The sequence below is a fragment of the Bariatricus sp. TF06-38A genome (assembly GCF_027690675.1).
GTDB classification, from domain to species: Bacteria; Bacillota; Clostridia; order Lachnospirales; family Lachnospiraceae; genus Allocoprococcus; species Allocoprococcus comes.
The window spans coordinates 23,503-39,380 of the sequence record NZ_JAQFCE010000001.1 but is presented as its reverse complement, the minus strand read 5'-3'; the positions used below and the strand labels follow the sequence as shown (position 1 = coordinate 39,380).

Annotated in this window: 12 protein-coding genes; 1 reads left to right on the top strand and 11 read right to left on the bottom strand. The window is 41.5% G+C overall.

Features of this window, described 5'->3' with window-relative positions:
* The first annotated feature begins 238 nt into the window (after window positions 1-238).
* The gene (locus PG418_RS00145; RefSeq protein WP_498836894.1) at window positions 239-1,567 is read left to right on the top strand and encodes an MATE family efflux transporter; all 1,329 of its coding nucleotides are present in this window, start codon (window positions 239-241) and stop codon (window positions 1,565-1,567) included.
* A gap of 156 nt (window positions 1,568-1,723) precedes the next feature.
* Here the strand turns inward: PG418_RS00145 and PG418_RS00140 are convergent, their stop codons facing one another.
* From PG418_RS00140 to lpdA, 11 genes are all read right to left on the bottom strand, one after another.
* On the bottom strand, window positions 1,724-3,097 hold the full coding sequence (locus PG418_RS00140; protein ID WP_498836893.1) for an NAD(P)/FAD-dependent oxidoreductase: 1,374 nt from the start codon (window positions 3,095-3,097) through the stop codon (window positions 1,724-1,726).
* Between the two features lie 371 nt (window positions 3,098-3,468).
* Window positions 3,469-4,002 carry a prolyl-tRNA synthetase associated domain-containing protein gene (locus PG418_RS00135; RefSeq protein ID WP_044998948.1) on the bottom strand — a complete coding sequence of 178 codons (534 nt, stop codon included), beginning with the start codon at window positions 4,000-4,002 and terminating at the stop codon, window positions 3,469-3,471.
* 159 nt (window positions 4,003-4,161) lie between these two features.
* Entirely contained in the window at window positions 4,162-4,950 is a 789-nt protein-coding gene (locus PG418_RS00130) for a hypothetical protein (protein ID WP_173699314.1), read from the bottom strand.
* 902 nt (window positions 4,951-5,852) lie between these two features.
* The gene (ppdK, locus tag PG418_RS00125; protein ID WP_055157490.1) at window positions 5,853-8,489 is read right to left on the bottom strand and encodes a pyruvate, phosphate dikinase; all 2,637 of its coding nucleotides are present in this window, start codon (window positions 8,487-8,489) and stop codon (window positions 5,853-5,855) included.
* A gap of 345 nt (window positions 8,490-8,834) precedes the next feature.
* Window positions 8,835-10,235: an aminopeptidase gene (locus PG418_RS00120; protein WP_173686744.1), complete on the bottom strand. Its 1,401-nt coding sequence runs from the start codon at window positions 10,233-10,235 to the stop codon at window positions 8,835-8,837.
* A 71-nt stretch (window positions 10,236-10,306) separates the two neighbouring features.
* Complete coding sequence (gene folK / locus PG418_RS00115) at window positions 10,307-11,128, bottom strand: 2-amino-4-hydroxy-6-hydroxymethyldihydropteridine diphosphokinase (RefSeq protein WP_008372039.1); 822 nt, start codon at window positions 11,126-11,128, stop codon at window positions 10,307-10,309.
* A 13-nt stretch (window positions 11,129-11,141) separates the two neighbouring features.
* Window positions 11,142-11,951, bottom strand: a complete 810-nt coding sequence (folP, locus tag PG418_RS00110; RefSeq protein ID WP_498836892.1) for a dihydropteroate synthase — start codon at window positions 11,949-11,951, stop codon at window positions 11,142-11,144.
* Between the two features lie 16 nt (window positions 11,952-11,967).
* Window positions 11,968-12,504 (bottom strand): HD domain-containing protein, encoded by a 537-nt coding sequence (locus PG418_RS00105; protein ID WP_227084685.1) that lies wholly within the window; start codon window positions 12,502-12,504, stop codon window positions 11,968-11,970.
* Window positions 12,505-12,508: 4 nt separating this feature from the next.
* Window positions 12,509-13,063 carry a GTP cyclohydrolase I FolE gene (folE, locus tag PG418_RS00100; RefSeq protein WP_008372045.1) on the bottom strand — a complete coding sequence of 185 codons (555 nt, stop codon included), beginning with the start codon at window positions 13,061-13,063 and terminating at the stop codon, window positions 12,509-12,511.
* Window positions 13,057-14,382 carry a bifunctional folylpolyglutamate synthase/dihydrofolate synthase gene (locus tag PG418_RS00095; protein WP_270222920.1) on the bottom strand — a complete coding sequence of 442 codons (1,326 nt, stop codon included), beginning with the start codon at window positions 14,380-14,382 and terminating at the stop codon, window positions 13,057-13,059. Before PG418_RS00095 ends, folE begins: the two co-directional genes overlap by 7 nt.
* An 80-nt stretch (window positions 14,383-14,462) precedes the next feature.
* The gene (lpdA, locus tag PG418_RS00090) at window positions 14,463-15,866 is read right to left on the bottom strand and encodes a dihydrolipoyl dehydrogenase (RefSeq protein WP_498836891.1); all 1,404 of its coding nucleotides are present in this window, start codon (window positions 15,864-15,866) and stop codon (window positions 14,463-14,465) included.
* Between the last annotated feature and the right edge of the window lie 12 nt (window positions 15,867-15,878).

The window sequence follows — 15,878 nt, the reverse complement described above, 5'->3', positions numbered from 1 at the left end:
TGAAAGTATAGTGTTTATGCGGATAATCGAAAATTAGATATAAAATTTATGATGAACTATCTGTGTAATTTTATACCAAAATCTTTGTGGATTTTTCTGGATATCAAAATAGATATCTACTTTTCGCCACATAACTTGTTGCATACAGCGGCAGTTATGTGGCTTTTTATATATCGGGCTTCTGCCCTTTTTTAAAGATTTTGTACCTTATGCTTTACATTTATCAGGAGGAATGTTTATGAACCAGACTTACATGAAAGAAAAACCGATTCTGCCGCTTCTGCTTTCCATGGCTCTGCCAATGGTGATCTCAATGATGGTCAACTCTCTTTATAATATTGTTGACAGCTATTTCGTTGCACGGATCAGTGAAGAAGCAATGACTGCTCTGTCCTTAGTCTACCCGATCCAAAATTTTATCACCTCAGTCGGTGTCGGCTTTGGAATCGGGATCAATGCTGCCATTGCCTTTTTCCTTGGCGCCCAGGATCAGAAAAAAGCGGATGCAGCTGCCACACAGGGACTTTTTCTCTCTGTCATCCACGGTATTGTTCTTACCGTAGTCACAATTGCCGTAATGCCGCTGTTTTTACAGATTTTTACAAAAGACGTGACCGTTATTCAGATGGGAAATGCCTACTCTCGGATCGCATTTGGATTTTCCATTGTAATCTCTCTTGAAATTACCTGGGAAAAAATTTTCCAGGCAGTCGGACAGATGCGCGTGTCCATGATCTGCATGATGAGCGGATGTATTTTCAATATCGTACTGGATCCACTTCTGATCTTCGGAATCGGACCGTTCCCGAAAATGGGAATTGAAGGAGCCGCACTTGCAACCGGTCTTGGTCAGGTTGTCACACTGATACTGTACCTTGCCTTTTATTTTACCAGACCGCTTCCGGTGAAAATTCATAAAAGCTGCCACATAGACCGTGCCATGGCCGGACGGCTTTACGCGGTTGGAATCCCTGCCACTTTGAATATGGCACTTCCATCCCTGCTTATCACCGCACTAAATGGGATTCTCTCCGCCTACTCCCAGGTTTACGTGGTGGTGCTCGGAATCTATTACAAGCTTCAGACCTTCCTGTATCTTCCGGCAAATGGAATCATCCAGGGAATGCGTCCGTTGATCGGATACAACTACGGTGCCGGTGAGACAAAGCGTGTCCACAGACTGTTTGCCGATACCCTTTATCTGAGTCTTGGGATCATGCTCTTTGGTACCGTTTACTGCCAGCTCTTCCCGGATTCACTGATCGCACTGTTCAGTTCTAATCTGGAAACCATTCATGCAGGAGGAATGGCACTTCGGATTATCAGCCTCGGATTTTTAGTTTCTTCCGTGTCCATCACCAGCTCTGGTGCACTCGAAGGACTTGGAAAGGGAACACCGTCCCTGCTCATCTCACTGTGCAGATATACGATCATCATTATTCCGGCCGCATTTATCTTAAGCCGGATCTTCGGGGCTTCCGGAGTCTGGTACGCATTCGGAATTACCGAATTTGCAACTGCTGTGATCGCCTATATGACTTACCGGCGGGCAACCATAAAAAACTAGGCATATCTGCATCAAAAAGTTCTACTACTTTTTCGATACAACAAAAAACCGTAAATCCGGATTTGCTCTTTACAATACTGCAAATCTCCGGATTTACGGTTTTTAATTTTCTCTTTATTTTACTTTTCCATCCCAGTCCGACTTTTTATTTGCAGACTATTCTTCTTCGCTGATAATATGTCTCGCAACATAAACACCACTTGCAGATGCATGGGACAGAGAATGTGTAACACCACTTCCGTCACCGATCACATACAGTCCCTTATGGCAGCTTTCCAGATTCTTATCGATCTCTACTTCCATATTGTAGAATTTTACTTCCACACCATAGAGAAGGGTATCGTCATTTGCTGTACCAGGTGCTACCTTATCCAGAGCATAGATCATCTCAATGATTCCATCCATGATTCGCTTTGGAAGAACCAGACTCAGATCACCAGGCGTTGCTGATAAGGTTGGTGTTACCAGACCTTCTTCAATACGCTTTTCTGTACTTCTTCTTCCACGTACCAGATCACCAAAACGCTGTACGATCACACCACCGCCTAGCATATTGGAAAGTCTTGCGATACTTTCACCATATCCATTACTGTCCTTAAATGGCTCAGAGAAATGCTTTGCAACCAGAAGGGCAAAGTTGGTGTTGTCCGTCTTTTTTTCATTTCCTTCATAGCTGTGTCCGTTTACTGTGATGATACCATTGGTATTTTCATTTACTACAATACCGTTCGGATTCATACAGAAAGTACGCACATTGTCCTCGAATTTTTCTGTACGGTATACGATCTTGCTCTCGTAAAGCTCATCTGTCAGGTGTGAGAAGATCACTGCCGGAAGCTCTACACGAACACCAATATCCACACGGTTTGATTTGGTCGGGATTGCAAGATCCTTGCAGACCTTTTCCATCCATTTGCTTCCGCTTCGTCCGACAGAAACCACACATTTCTTACATTCATAAGCGCCATTTTCACATATAATGCGGTATCCGCTATCAGTGATCTCGATTGTCTCAACCGGTGCATCAAAGAAGAAGTCCATTTTATCCTTCATCTGATCATAAAGATTCTGAAGAACGACGTAATTGATATCTGTTCCCAGATGACGTACAGATGCATCCAGAAGATTCAGCTTGTTCTGAAGACAAAGCTTTTTAAATTTTGTTCCGGCTGTGGAGTACAGTTTTGTCCCTTCTCCACCATTTTCCATATTGATCTCATCGACGTACTTCATCAGCTCAACAGCCTGTTTTTTACCGATATACTCAAATAAAGTTCCGCCAAAATCATTGGTGATATTGTATTTTCCATCTGAAAATGCTCCGGCTCCGCCAAATCCGCACATGATTGAGCAGCGTTTGCAGTTGATACAGCTCTTTACTTTTTCGCCATCAATCGGACATTTTCTCTTTTCCAGCGGATAACCTTCTTCAAATACTGCGATCTTGCAGTCTGGTTTCTTTTTCATCAACTCATAAGCAGCAAAAATTCCGCCTGGTCCGGCACCGATAATAATTACATCATACTTCATCCGTATATCTCTCCTTTTATTTGCATGATAAAATATAATTTTCACTAAATTGCCTGTGTCATAAATATAGACTGTAATATATGTGCAATTCTATACTATGTCACATAATAAAACTGCCGCATATCTGTCTGTATCCAGATGATTCTGCACGGCAGTTGTTCTTCTTTTGCACAACCTTTCATATTTTAAGAGAAATCTTTCTTTTCGTCAAGGTGTTTCTTTCTTTTTTGTATGAATTTTGCATGAATTTATTTTGTTTTTTATATAGATTTTGTTATATTTTTCATTATCCAGTTTTTATATTTGCACTGTCAAAAATCTTTCTGTTTCTATATTGCTGTTTCTGCTACCCTTTTCATTTTCTGGCGGATTTACAGCTTCACGATGGTCGGCTCATGTTCCATTGCCGGAATAATCTTCTCCACCAGATCTTTTGTCCGAAGTCTGAGACTCGATGTATTGATGCATGGATGACATCCTATATATTCTCCTGTAAGCACATCTTCATCGATCAGAAGCCGTACCATCCTGTCCTTATCATTCATCAGTCCAAGCACACTTAAAGATCCCGGCGTGATGTCCAGATATTGTTCCATATACTCCACTTTTGCAAAAGAAAGTCTGGACGAACCAATCTGCGCTGACAGATCCTTTGTTTTAAACACCTTATCCCCCGGAAGCATCAGTAAATAAAACTGTGTCTCCTGTCGGTTGCATAAAAGCAGATTCTTGCAGATCGTCGCCTCCAGCGTCCGGTCGATTTCCTCGCATGCCTCCATTGTCATTGCGGCTTCATGGTCGATTCTCTGGTATACGACTCCAAGCGAATCAAGGAAGTCATATACGCGGATTTCCTTGTCCAATCTGCCTTGTGTGTCTGTTGGTCTTCCGTTTACTAATTCCATGTAGTTCTCCTCCGTCCTAGACTTTATTCTTTTTAAACATTTCATTCTCTGCATACTTGTATAGCAAATGTTCATCGCGGTGTAAGATTTTTCCAAACAGCTCTATCTCTCCATCAGGGTATCCTTCTCCCCAACAAGCTAATTATATCATAAGTCCTTTTATATCAAATATTTTTCTATCAGATTCTCTATTATCTTTGAATTCAATACATTTTGTTCTGTCTCAAAAGATATAATCAACCGATCGCCTGGATATATATGATTTATTTGATACAATTCTATTTTTCGCACAGCTGCTCTTGCATAATCCTGTTTATCCATCATTCCTTCATGTTCCCAATATATTTCCCGGTAAGTCTTTCTTGACAAAAATGTAAAATCTGGATACACGGTACCATACCCTTTCAGATGAAGTGGCTTTTCATATTTGTAAAGAATATTCTTTCTATAAAAATAATCTGCTAATATCTTCTCTGACTTTGATCTGACACGTTCTCCCTTCTCAGTAAGAATTAATGGTGTTCCCTCCTTGAACTCTTTCCCCTGATATTCTTCTTCATACCATTTTGTAAGCAGCTGATCCCATGTTGGTTCGATCGGAGTTACCAGTAATTGTCTCGCTTTATTCATAGACGTATAAATTTTCTCAATTTCATCATCCGAATAATTTTTTGTTATTTTCTTTATTTGTTTAAGCCTTGTTTCCCCTTTTTTTATCACCGCTTCATTATAACCTTTTTGTGCAAGACGTCTCGGCAACTCTTTTTCATCTCTTGGAATGTAAATTCCTTTGCTGTCATTTATGCATTGATAATAACGTGGCTTATTTTGATCTATCGAAATTCTAAGGTGTCCTTCTGGTTCTGTACTTAAGTTAGTTTTAGCTTGCATAACGATTTTCTCCAAATGTTTTTGCTCTTGGAGAAGCATATTTTTTAATTTATACATAGACTATCCCCCTTTATTTGAAATTGTTTTTTATCTATCGTTTTATTTCTTTTTGATTTATTTTCGTGTTTCTAATTTTCCAGTCAAGTTATTTCCAGAATTTTCTTGATCTATTTTCTAATTTTTGTATTCCAGTCAAGCAATTTTCAAGATCTTCTTGATCTATTTTTAAGTCTTCAAACATACGGTCAATCTATTTCCTGAGTCTTCTTGATCTGTTTTCAAGTTTTAGCTTTTCCAGTCAATCTATTTTCGTTTTTTCCTTGATTCATTTTCAAGTTTTTAAAGTTACAGTCAATCTTTTTCTACAATCTTCTTGATTTGTTTTTAATTTATTGGATTTACAATCAATTTATTTCACCAATTACATTGACCTAAGATTTAATCATTTGATATATGATCAACATTTCCTGTCGCTTCCATTGATTTACTTTAGATATTTGTGGATTACAATCAATTTTCTTCTTCATCACAATTGATTTATTTCTTATTCCATAGAATATCATCAATTTTTCTTTCCACTATTATTGATTTGTTTTAGATTTTAATAACTTGCAATCATCTTACGCTCTTCTAAAATGATTTTATAAGAATATTTCAGATTTAATTGGTTCATTGTATCATATACATTTTAAAAAAAATAGTGATTTTTTTATTTTAGCGCAAATTTAATGTTTTTAAATTTTAACGATATAAAATAAAACTCACCCTGCAAATTATATTCCTTGCCACAGCAATCATCAAAGTCTCCTAAAATTACAGACTTTGACTTGTTTCCATGAAACATGGAATGCATTCTTTACCTAAAAAAATATTCCCGATAGAAAAATCCCCCTGACATCCATTTCATAGATATCAGGGGGATTCTATTATTCATTATTCGCTATAATATCTGTATATGCTTATTTTGCATTCTTCTGAGCGATTGCAGCCTGAGCAGCAGCCAGACGAGCGATCGGTACACGGAATGGTGAGCAAGATACATAATCAAGACCAATGCTGTTGCAGAATTCTACAGAGCTTGGATCTCCACCATGTTCTCCACAGATACCAACGTGAAGTTTCGGATTAACCGGTTTTCCGAGTTCGATAGCCATCTTCATAAGTTTACCAACACCTGTCTGGTCAAGTTTAGCAAATGGATCGTTCTCGAAGATCTTAGCGTCATAGTAAGCGTCAAGGAACTTACCAGCATCATCACGTGAGAATCCGTATGTCATCTGTGTAAGGTCGTTTGTACCGAAGCAGAAGAAGTCAGCTTCTTTTGCGATGTCATCAGCTGTAAGAGCAGCTCTAGGAATTTCGATCATTGTACCAACTTCGTACTCAAGGTCGCTTCCTGCAGCAGCGATTTCAGCGTCAGCTGTTTCTACTACAAACTTCTTAACATATTTAAGCTCTTTGATATCGCCAACCAGCGGGATCATGATTTCCGGTTTAACATTCCAATCCGGATGAGCTTTCTTAACATTGATAGCAGCACGGATAACTGCGCTTGTCTGCATCTTAGCGATTTCCGGATAAGTTACAGCAAGACGGCATCCACGATGTCCCATCATTGGGTTGAATTCGTGCAGAGAGCTGATGATTGCTTTGATCTGGTCAACAGATTTGCCCTGTGCATCAGCAAGTTTCTTGATATCTTCTTCTTCTGTTGGAACAAATTCATGAAGCGGTGGATCAAGGAAACGGATAGTAACCGGATTTCCTTCCAGTGCTTCATAAAGTTTTTCGAAGTCTCCCTGCTGTTCCGGAAGGATCTTAGCAAGTGCAGCTTCTCTTTCTTCTACTGTTTCAGAGCAGATCATTTCACGGAATGCATCAATTCTGTTGCCTTCGAAGAACATATGCTCTGTACGGCAAAGTCCGATACCTTCAGCACCAAGTTCGCGGGCTTTCTTAGCATCAGCTGGTGTATCAGCATTTGTACGAACTTTCATAGTTCTGTACTTGTCAGCCCATCCCATGATTCTTCCGAATTCACCTGCGATTGTAGCGTCTACAGTCGGGATGATTCCGTCATAAATGTTACCTGTAGATCCATCAAGAGAGATTGCATCTCCTTCATGGTATTCTTTTCCACCAAGTGTGAATTTCTTGTTTTCTTCATCCATGTTGATGTCACCACAACCAGATACACAGCATGTTCCCATACCACGTGCAACAACGGCTGCGTGTGATGTCATACCACCACGAACTGTCAGGATACCCTGAGCAGACTTCATACCTGTGATATCTTCCGGTGATGTTTCAAGACGTACAAGAACAACTTTTTCTCCTCTTGCAGCCCATTCTACAGCATCATCAGCTGTGAAGACGATCTTACCACAAGCAGCTCCTGGAGATGCTCCAAGTGCTTTAGCCATCGGTACAGCAGCTTTCAGTGCAGCAGCATCGAACTGTGGATGAAGCAGTGTATCAAGGTTACGAGGATCGATCATAGCAACTGCTTCTTCTTCGGTTCTCATTCCTTCATCAACGAGATCGCAAGCAATCTTAAGAGCAGCCTGAGCTGTTCTCTTACCATTACGTGTCTGAAGCATGTACAGTTTACCATGTTCTACAGTAAACTCCATATCCTGCATATCTCTGTAATGTGTTTCCAGAGTCTTGCATACTTCTTTGAACTGCTTGAATGCTTCTGGGAATTTCTGTTCCATTTCTGAAATGTGCATTGGTGTACGAACACCTGCAACTACGTCTTCTCCCTGAGCATTTGTAAGGAATTCTCCGAACAGTCCGTTATTTCCTGTAGCTGGGTCACGTGTAAATGCAACACCTGTACCACAGTCATCACCCATGTTACCAAATGCCATCATCTGTACGTTAACAGCAGTTCCCCATGAATACGGGATATCGTTGTCACGACGGTATACATTTGCTCTCGGGTTGTCCCATGAACGGAATACGGCTTTGATAGCTCCCATTAACTGTTCCTTTGGATCTGTCGGGAATTCAGCACCGATTTTTTCTTTATATTCTGCCTTGAACTGGTTAGCTAATTCGTGAAGATCTTCTGCTGTAAGTTCAACGTCCTGTTTAACGCCTCTTTCAGCTTTCATCTTGTCGATCAGTTCTTCGAAGTATTTTTTACCTACTTCCATAACTACGTCAGAGTACATCTGAATAAATCTTCTGTAGCAGTCCCAAGCCCAACGTGGGTTGCCTGATTTTTCAGCAAGTACATTGACAACGTCTTCGTTAAGACCAAGGTTCAGGATTGTATCCATCATACCAGGCATAGATGCTCTTGCACCAGAACGAACGGAAACAAGAAGTGGATTCTCTTTATCACCGAATTTCTTTCCTGTGATTCCTTCCATCTTTGTAATAGCTTCCATGATCTGAGCCATGATTTCTTCATTGATCTGTCTTCCGTCCTCATAATACTGAGTACAAGCTTCTGTTGTGATTGTGAAGCCCTGTGGCACTGGAAGACCTAAGTTTGTCATTTCAGCAAGGTTAGCGCCTTTTCCACCAAGCAGGTTTCTCATATCGGCATTACCTTCTGTAAACATGTAAACCCATTTTGTTGCCATTTTACAATTCCTCCTCGTTATTGGTAATTGATATATATAAAACTTGAAAATCACAGTCAGACTGGTAACTGTCTGCTCTTTTCATATCTTATATCGCCCTTAAAAAACGGATTTTACCGCACTAATATTGTAAATGTTTTAACTGTGATAGTCAACCCTTATGCACTTTTTTTCGTACAAAAAAAGTGAATTTATCGAAGAGTTCAATTCCTTCAAGTGATTTCTTCTATAAAAAAAATCTCCGTAATTAAATTTCTTTTATATACTATAAATTTTGTTATTATCAGAAAAAACTCAGGCAAAACCGGACTGTATCCATTGTTTTGCCTGAGTTCTTTTCATCTCTTACATATTCAGAAGGAATGCTCTGTATCCCTTTACTGCTTCATACACATCAGCTTTGCTGCTGACTTCATAAGGTGCATGCATGGAAAGTACAGCAACACCGCTGTCGATCACTTCCATACCATAATTTGCCATAATATATGCGATGGTTCCGCCGCCGCCTACATCGACTTTACCAAGTTCTGCGAACTGGTAAGTAACGCCTGCATCGTCCATCACCTTGCGCAGTCTTGCAAGATATTCTGCATTTGCATCATTGGATCCGCTCTTTCCGCGGCTTCCTGTAAACTTGTTGAATGCAAGTCCCTTTGTAAAGAAAGCGGCACTTCTCTTTTCAAATGCTTCTGCAAACATCGGATCATAAGCAGCGCTTACGTCAGAAGAAAGCATTCTTGAATTAGCAAGTGCACGGCGTACCTTCAGTTCAGATTCACCTTCTGTAAGTGCAACAAGCTCTGCAACTGTATTTTCAAAGAAACGAGAATGCATTCCTGTTGCTCCGACGCTTCCGATCTCTTCTTTATCTACTAACAGACAGCATCCTGTACGCTTTGCATTTTCCACATCCAGCATAGCGAACAGAGAAGTAAATGCGCAGACTCTGTCATCCTGTCCATAAGAAAGGATCATGCTGCGGTCAAATCCACAATCTCTTGCCTTTCCGGCCGGAACAATTTCCAGCTCAGCCGATGCAAAATCCTCTTCTTCGATTCCATAGTTCTCTTTTAAAATATGAAGTACGTTAGCCTTGATCGTTTCTTTTTCTTCTTCATCAAGTCCCTCCGCTTTATCAAGTGGACTGTTTCCAATCAGAAGATCCAGCTTTTCTCCTTCGATCACTTCACTTGCTTTCTTTGACATCTGGTTTGCTGCAAGATGAACAAGAAGGTCTGTAATAACAAATACCGGATCAGACTCTTTTTCCCCAATGCTGATCTCTTCTACGCTTCCATCTTTTTTCGCAACAACACCATGAAGTGCCATCGGTCCTGTTACCCACTGGTATTTTTTGATTCCACCATAATAATGCGTATCCAGATAAGCCATTCCTTCACTTTCATATAATGGATTCTGTTTCACATCAATACGTGGTGAATCGATATGAGCTCCAAGGATATTCATACCGTTTGAAAGCGGTTCTTCGCCCATACGGAACATGGCAAGCATTTTTCCCATGCATACCGCATATACTTTATCTCCTGCTTTCAGGCTCTTTCCTTCTTTCAGAACATCTTTGATATCCTGATATCCTGCTTCTTTCGCCATCTCAACCGCAAGCTTTACGCATTCACGCTCTGTCTTTCCGGCATCCAGGCAGGCTTTGTACTTTTCATTGATTTCATGAAGTTCTTTTTTGGCAGCTTCATCATAAGAGCTCCAGAGATTCTTTTTTTCTTCCATTTCTATACCTCTCTTCAATTCAGTTGGGATTCCCCACAATGCTTTCAGTATAACCCTCTCCCGATAAGAAGTCAATTATTACCCTTTAACTTTACAAGCATTTCCGTCATCGTTTCCTTCAAAACCGGATGCCGTTTATGCGGTGCGATCTCACACATTGGTCCAAGCACAAATTCCCTGTTCTGCATATCGATATGTGGTATACATAAATCATCCTCTTCAATGATCTGATCCCCATAGAAAATGATGTCCAGATCCAGTGTTCTCGGTCCCCATCTGCGGATCCGCTTTCTTCCGGCTTCCTGCTCAATTCGGTGTAACAGCTCCAGAAGCTCATGCGGGGTAAGCAGTGTTTCCATTTTCAGTGCCCCGTTCAGGAATTCATCCTGATCCGTCACGCCATATGGCTCGGTTCCGATCAGTTTCGATACCTTCAGGACTCTGCAAAGTTTTTCATTTTTCAGCTCTTCTACCGCATTCTCAATGTATTTTTTCTTATCACCCATATTCGATCCGAGTGCGATAAACGCTTCATTCCAGCAACGTTCAATCTTCACAGAAACCGTCTCAAGCGGCAGTCCTACCGGTGCCCATGGTTTCTTTACTTCCACCATGACTTTCCGGATCTTCTCATCAAATAATAAGATTTCTTCTGCAAGCTGCTCTGCTACTGCTTCGATCAGCCTGTAATTCTTCTCTTCCATCTTTTCTTTTATCAGATGGGAAATGGTTCCGTAATTCACAGACGCTTCCAAGTCATCCGTTTTTCCCGCCTTGCGTGTATCCACATACAAAATGCAGGAAACCAGAAACTTCTGTCCCAGTCTGTTTTCTTCCGGATACACCCCATGATTTGCAAATATTTCCAGGTTTTCAATTTTTATCTGATCCATCTTTTTCTCCTGCTTACTCTCTTGCCAGAATCACTTCTGTCATCTTGATCGCTCTGCGGTTTTTCTCAGCATCATGAACGCGCACAAATCCATAATGACTCTGTACTGCCATCACGGTTGTGACAAGAGTTCCTTCTTCTCTTTCTGTTACCGGCAGATCCAGTGTCAGACCGATCATGGATTTTCTGGAAGTTCCAAGAAGCATCGGATATCCAAGTCCGTTAAAAAGATCCAGATGCTTCATCACATCCAGGTTCATCTCGTAGGTCTTTCCAAATCCAACCCCCGGATCCAGCATGATCCGGTCATCTTCAATCCCAGCCGCTTTCGCTGTATCTACACACTTCTGCAATTCTTCATACATATCCTTCAGGAAATCCTTGTACACCGCCTCATTTTTATTATGCATCAGACAGCATGCCGCATCATATTTTTTCACAAGACCTGCCATCTTTTCATCGTACCGGAATCCCCAGATATCATTTACCAGATCTGCCCCTGCCTGAAGTGCTGCCTCTGCCACATCACTCTTATAAGTATCAATCGAAACCGGCACATCAAAATTCTTTTTGACAGCCTCGATAACCGGCGCAGTTCTTGTAATTTCTTCTTCTGACGTAATCTGCTGGTGTCCTGGTCTTGTGGACTCTCCTCCGATATCCAGGATATCGGTTCCGCCTTCTAAAAGCTCTTCTGCATGACGCATTGCCGCATCATAACCGTTCCACTTTCCCCCGTCCGAAAAAGAATCCGGTGTCACATTCAGTATTCCCATAATATAAGTATGTTTTGCTGTGTCAAATTCTTTATTCCCAATTTTCATTTTGTTTCCTCGTTTTCTACCAGATGATTTTCTGATTCTTCTTTTCTCCGCTCCAGTTACAGTCCTTCTCAGCTGGACACGTATAACACGCACGGGAAATCTTATCTGCATCATAAAGGATTTCTGCAAGCTGCCACTTATCCTGCCCTGCATTTTCTGTCTCTTCTGCATTGCCCCGGTGACTTAAAATTGCAAAAAGAATCCTGTCCGACTCCTCCTTTGTAAATCCAGTCTCTTCCAGAATCCTTTTTGCAATTTCAGCACTCGCTATCTCATGAGGAACTCCCGCCTTATATTGCTGCCATTTCCCGATGTCATGAAGTAATGCCGTCGCATAAATCTCTTCTTTTCCAAAGGCATATCCACGCTCCATCGAAAAAATATACATCAGACGTGCCACGTCCAGAAAATGGTTCATATCATGATGGCAGAATATTCTTTCCTTTTCTGCATCTTTATTCTTTACCAGTCCTTCTATAAAAAGAGGATGCTCATATATTTTCCAGATTCTCTGCATCCTCCTCTGCTCTTCCAGTTTTCGTTTTATTTCCATCGCACTAACCTATCATACGAAAAAACATGTTCTGCAGCTTTTCATTTTCTTCAAATGCACCTCTTGTAACAACACTGACCGTCTTGCTTCCCGGCTTCTTGATTCCACGCATGGTCATACACATATGCTCTGCCTCAGCAAGTACCATTACTCCCTTTGGATGAAGATTCTCCATCAGGGCATCCGCGATCTGTGCTGTCATCTGCTCCTGCAGCTGAAGTCTTCTGGCAAATACTTCCACAGTCCGTGCAAGCTTGCTAAGTCCCACTACCTTTCCATCCGGAATATAGGCAATATGAACCTTTCCGTAAAATGGCAGCATATGATGTTCACACATGGAATAAAACGTAATATCTTTTTCCACAACCATCTCATTGTTTTCTGCTGTAAATGTCTTTTTCAGGTGTTCCGCTGCATCCTCATTCATTCCGCCACAGATTTCTTCATACATTCTTGCAATCCGGTCCGGTGTCTCAGCCAGTCCTTCCCTATCCGGATCTTCACCGATTCCTTCCAGTAAAAGACGGATTGCCTGTTCTACTTTTTTATGATCTACCATAATGTTCTCTCTTCCTTTTTTCTTTCAAACACGTTTGTTTCCCGTTCAAGTCTTATCACTTCTCCCAGATAAGATAAGGAACCAAACACCAGAACAACATCTTCTTTCCCACATTCTGCTTTTGCTTTTTCAAGCGCATCTGCAATGTTCTCTGCCGGTTCTGACTGTACGTTCTTGGCCTTTAATACTTCACATAATCTCTCTTTTCCCAGATTCCTCTCCCCATTTGGAAGATCGATCGTATACACCTTTGAAAGATACGGAGCCATGATCTCTGCGATTTGTTCATATTCTTTATCTTTAAAAACCCCCATCACACCGACAATCTTTCTGTCCGTCAGATAGGTTCTCACATTTTCCGCAAGTCTTCTTGCGGCATCCCTGTTATGCGCTCCGTCGGCGATCACGGTCGGTTCTTTTTCAAGTACCTGAAACCGTCCAGGCCATGTCACTTTCACAAATCCCTTTCTTACAGCGTCTTCCGGAATCGGAACACCGCTCCTTCTTAACGCATCCACAGCTTCCAATACTGTCGCCGCATTGTCAATCTGATATCTGCCAGCCAGGCGAAGACGGATATCTTTATATTCTCCATAAGAAAAAATCTGTCCATCCATCGTTTCTTCAGAAATCACAGCCTTTTCCGGATGCGAAACCACAAACCGGCATCCACACTCTCCGGCCTTTTTCTGGAGGATATCGGTCACAGACATCTGCTGTGGCGACGTGACAACTGCCAGACATGATGGTTTTATAATTCCGGCTTTATTTTCTGCTATCTCTTCTAATGTGTTTCCCAGCACTCCGATATGATCCATACTGATCGATGCAAAAATACTCAAAACAGTTGTATCTATTACATTTGTCGCATCAAGAAGCCCACCCATCCCGGCTTCCAGAACGACATAATCACACTGTTTTTCTCTGAAATAGAGAAATGCGATCGCTGTTTCTATCTCGAAAACAGTTACGGTGAGATCCGTTTTTTCTTCTACTTTTTCTGTTGCCTCTTTCACCTGAGATACAAAAGGGGCGAGCTCGTCCTCCGCCATCCATTGGCCATCAACCTGAAATCGTTCCATATATCCCATCACGGTCGGAGAACAGTATCTTCCGGTCCGGTATCCAGCCTGCTGCAGGATACCGGAGAGTCCGGCGAGAATCGATCCTTTTCCATTAGTCCCGGCTATATGTATAAATTTCAAATCTTTCTGCGGATTTCCAAGCTCACCCAATAAGCTCTTTATACTATCTAAGCCAAGTACACTTCCGTATTTCGATACATGATCCAAATATACCCTTGCTTCTTCGTATAACATGATTTAATTTTCCTTTTTGTACTTTTCAGCATATGCTGATATCTGAATATTTTATCATATTCCCTTACTGCTGTACAGTTCTATTTCTTTTTCTTTGGTACAACGTGGATCGCTCCACCCTCTGCTTCTTCCAGGGCTTCTCCGATTCCTTCATTATACGTCGGATGTGCACGCATTCCCTTCAAAAGCTGTGCAACCGTCATTTTGTTTGCGATCGCAGTTACAAATTCACCAACCATGTCTGTGGCTCTTGCACACATCATCTGTGCTCCGAGAATCACATCTGTCTCTTCATCTGCCACAATCTTGATAAATCCTCTTTCTTCTTTTGTAATAAGCGATTTACCATTGGCACTCATGATAAATTTACCAGTCTTCGCTTTGATTCCCTGTTCTTTGGCTGCATCTTCGGTAATACCTGCTGATGCGATTTCCGGATCTGTATAAACACATCCCGGAACCACATCCAGATTCACAGAAGGTTCTTTTCCCGCCAGCTGTTCTGCAACAACGATTCCCTGTGCACTTGCTGCATGGGCAAGCTGTGCACCAAAGATCAGATCACCGATCGCATAGACTCCCGGAATACTGCTTTCGAATTTGTCATTTACAAGAACGCGTCCTCTTTCCATATCCGGAGCAGCACCTTCTGCAAATAATCCGTCGGTATTCGGGCATCTTCCGACTGCACACAGAACATATTCTGCTTCTACAGTCTGTTCTTTTTCTTTTTCAACGAAAGTACATACACAAGTATCCCCTTCCATATGCACACCCTGTACTGCTGCTGATGTATGGCTTTCTACGCCACGTTTCTTCAGGATCAGTTTCAGGTTTTGTGCGATCTCTTTATCCATATTTGGAACCAGGCGCGGCATTGCTTCAAGAATGGTAATCTTAGATCCAAGTGCGGAATATACGGTTGCAAATTCTACACTGATCACACCACCACCGATGATAACCAGACTCTTTGGAACTTCACTCAGCTTAAAAAGTTCATCACTTGTCAGAACTCTCGGAAGATCCATTCCCCGGATTGGAAGAATCAGTGGTTTGGAACCAGAAGCCAGAATGACATTCTCTGCTTCGACAAACTGTTCTTCATTTCCTGTAATCTTAACTTTTTTCCCCTCAAAAAGTGTGCCTTTCCCATAATATCTTGTTACGCCGTTTGCCTGCAGAAGCTGTTCTACTCCCTGAACAAGCTGTCCGGTTGTCTGCTCCTTATATTCCAGTATTTTTTCAAAATCATAAGTAACATCTGATGCTGAAATTCCGAAACGATCCGCTTCTTTGATTTCACGATATAATGTCGATGCATGAATCATTGCTTTTGCCGGAATACATCCCCTGTTCAGGCACGTTCCGCCGACTTCTCTCTCTTCGATCACTGCGGTCTTCATTCCAAGCTTCGCAGATTTGATTGCTGCCACATATCCTCCCGGACCGGCTCCAATTACTACTACATCAAACTTCTCACTCATTTTATTTCATCC

Bases quoted from the DNA above. Each gene is read 5' to 3' on its own strand.
- folK (WP_008372039.1), bottom strand. From the start codon at position 11,128: ATGGATCAGATAAAAATTGAAAACCTGGAAATATTTGCAAATCATGGG.
- PG418_RS00140 (WP_498836893.1), bottom strand. From the start codon at position 3,097: ATGAAGTATGATGTAATTATTATCGGTGCCGGACCAGGCGGAATTTTT.
- ppdK (WP_055157490.1), bottom strand. From the start codon at position 8,489: ATGGCAACAAAATGGGTTTACATGTTTACAGAAGGTAATGCCGATATG.
- PG418_RS00105 (WP_227084685.1), bottom strand. From the start codon at position 12,504: ATGGAAATAAAACGAAAACTGGAAGAGCAGAGGAGGATGCAGAGAATC.
- PG418_RS00130 (WP_173699314.1), bottom strand. From the start codon at position 4,950: ATGTATAAATTAAAAAATATGCTTCTCCAAGAGCAAAAACATTTGGAG.
- PG418_RS00120 (WP_173686744.1), bottom strand. From the start codon at position 10,235: ATGGAAGAAAAAAAGAATCTCTGGAGCTCTTATGATGAAGCTGCCAAA.
- folE (WP_008372045.1), bottom strand. From the start codon at position 13,063: ATGGTAGATCATAAAAAAGTAGAACAGGCAATCCGTCTTTTACTGGAA.
- PG418_RS00135 (WP_044998948.1), bottom strand. From the start codon at position 4,002: ATGGAATTAGTAAACGGAAGACCAACAGACACACAAGGCAGATTGGAC.
- PG418_RS00095 (WP_270222920.1), bottom strand. From the start codon at position 14,382: ATGTTATACGAAGAAGCAAGGGTATATTTGGATCATGTATCGAAATAC.
- PG418_RS00145 (WP_498836894.1), top strand. From the start codon at position 239: ATGAACCAGACTTACATGAAAGAAAAACCGATTCTGCCGCTTCTGCTT.
- folP (WP_498836892.1), bottom strand. From the start codon at position 11,951: ATGAAAATTGGGAATAAAGAATTTGACACAGCAAAACATACTTATATT.
- lpdA (WP_498836891.1), bottom strand. From the start codon at position 15,866: ATGAGTGAGAAGTTTGATGTAGTAGTAATTGGAGCCGGTCCGGGAGGA.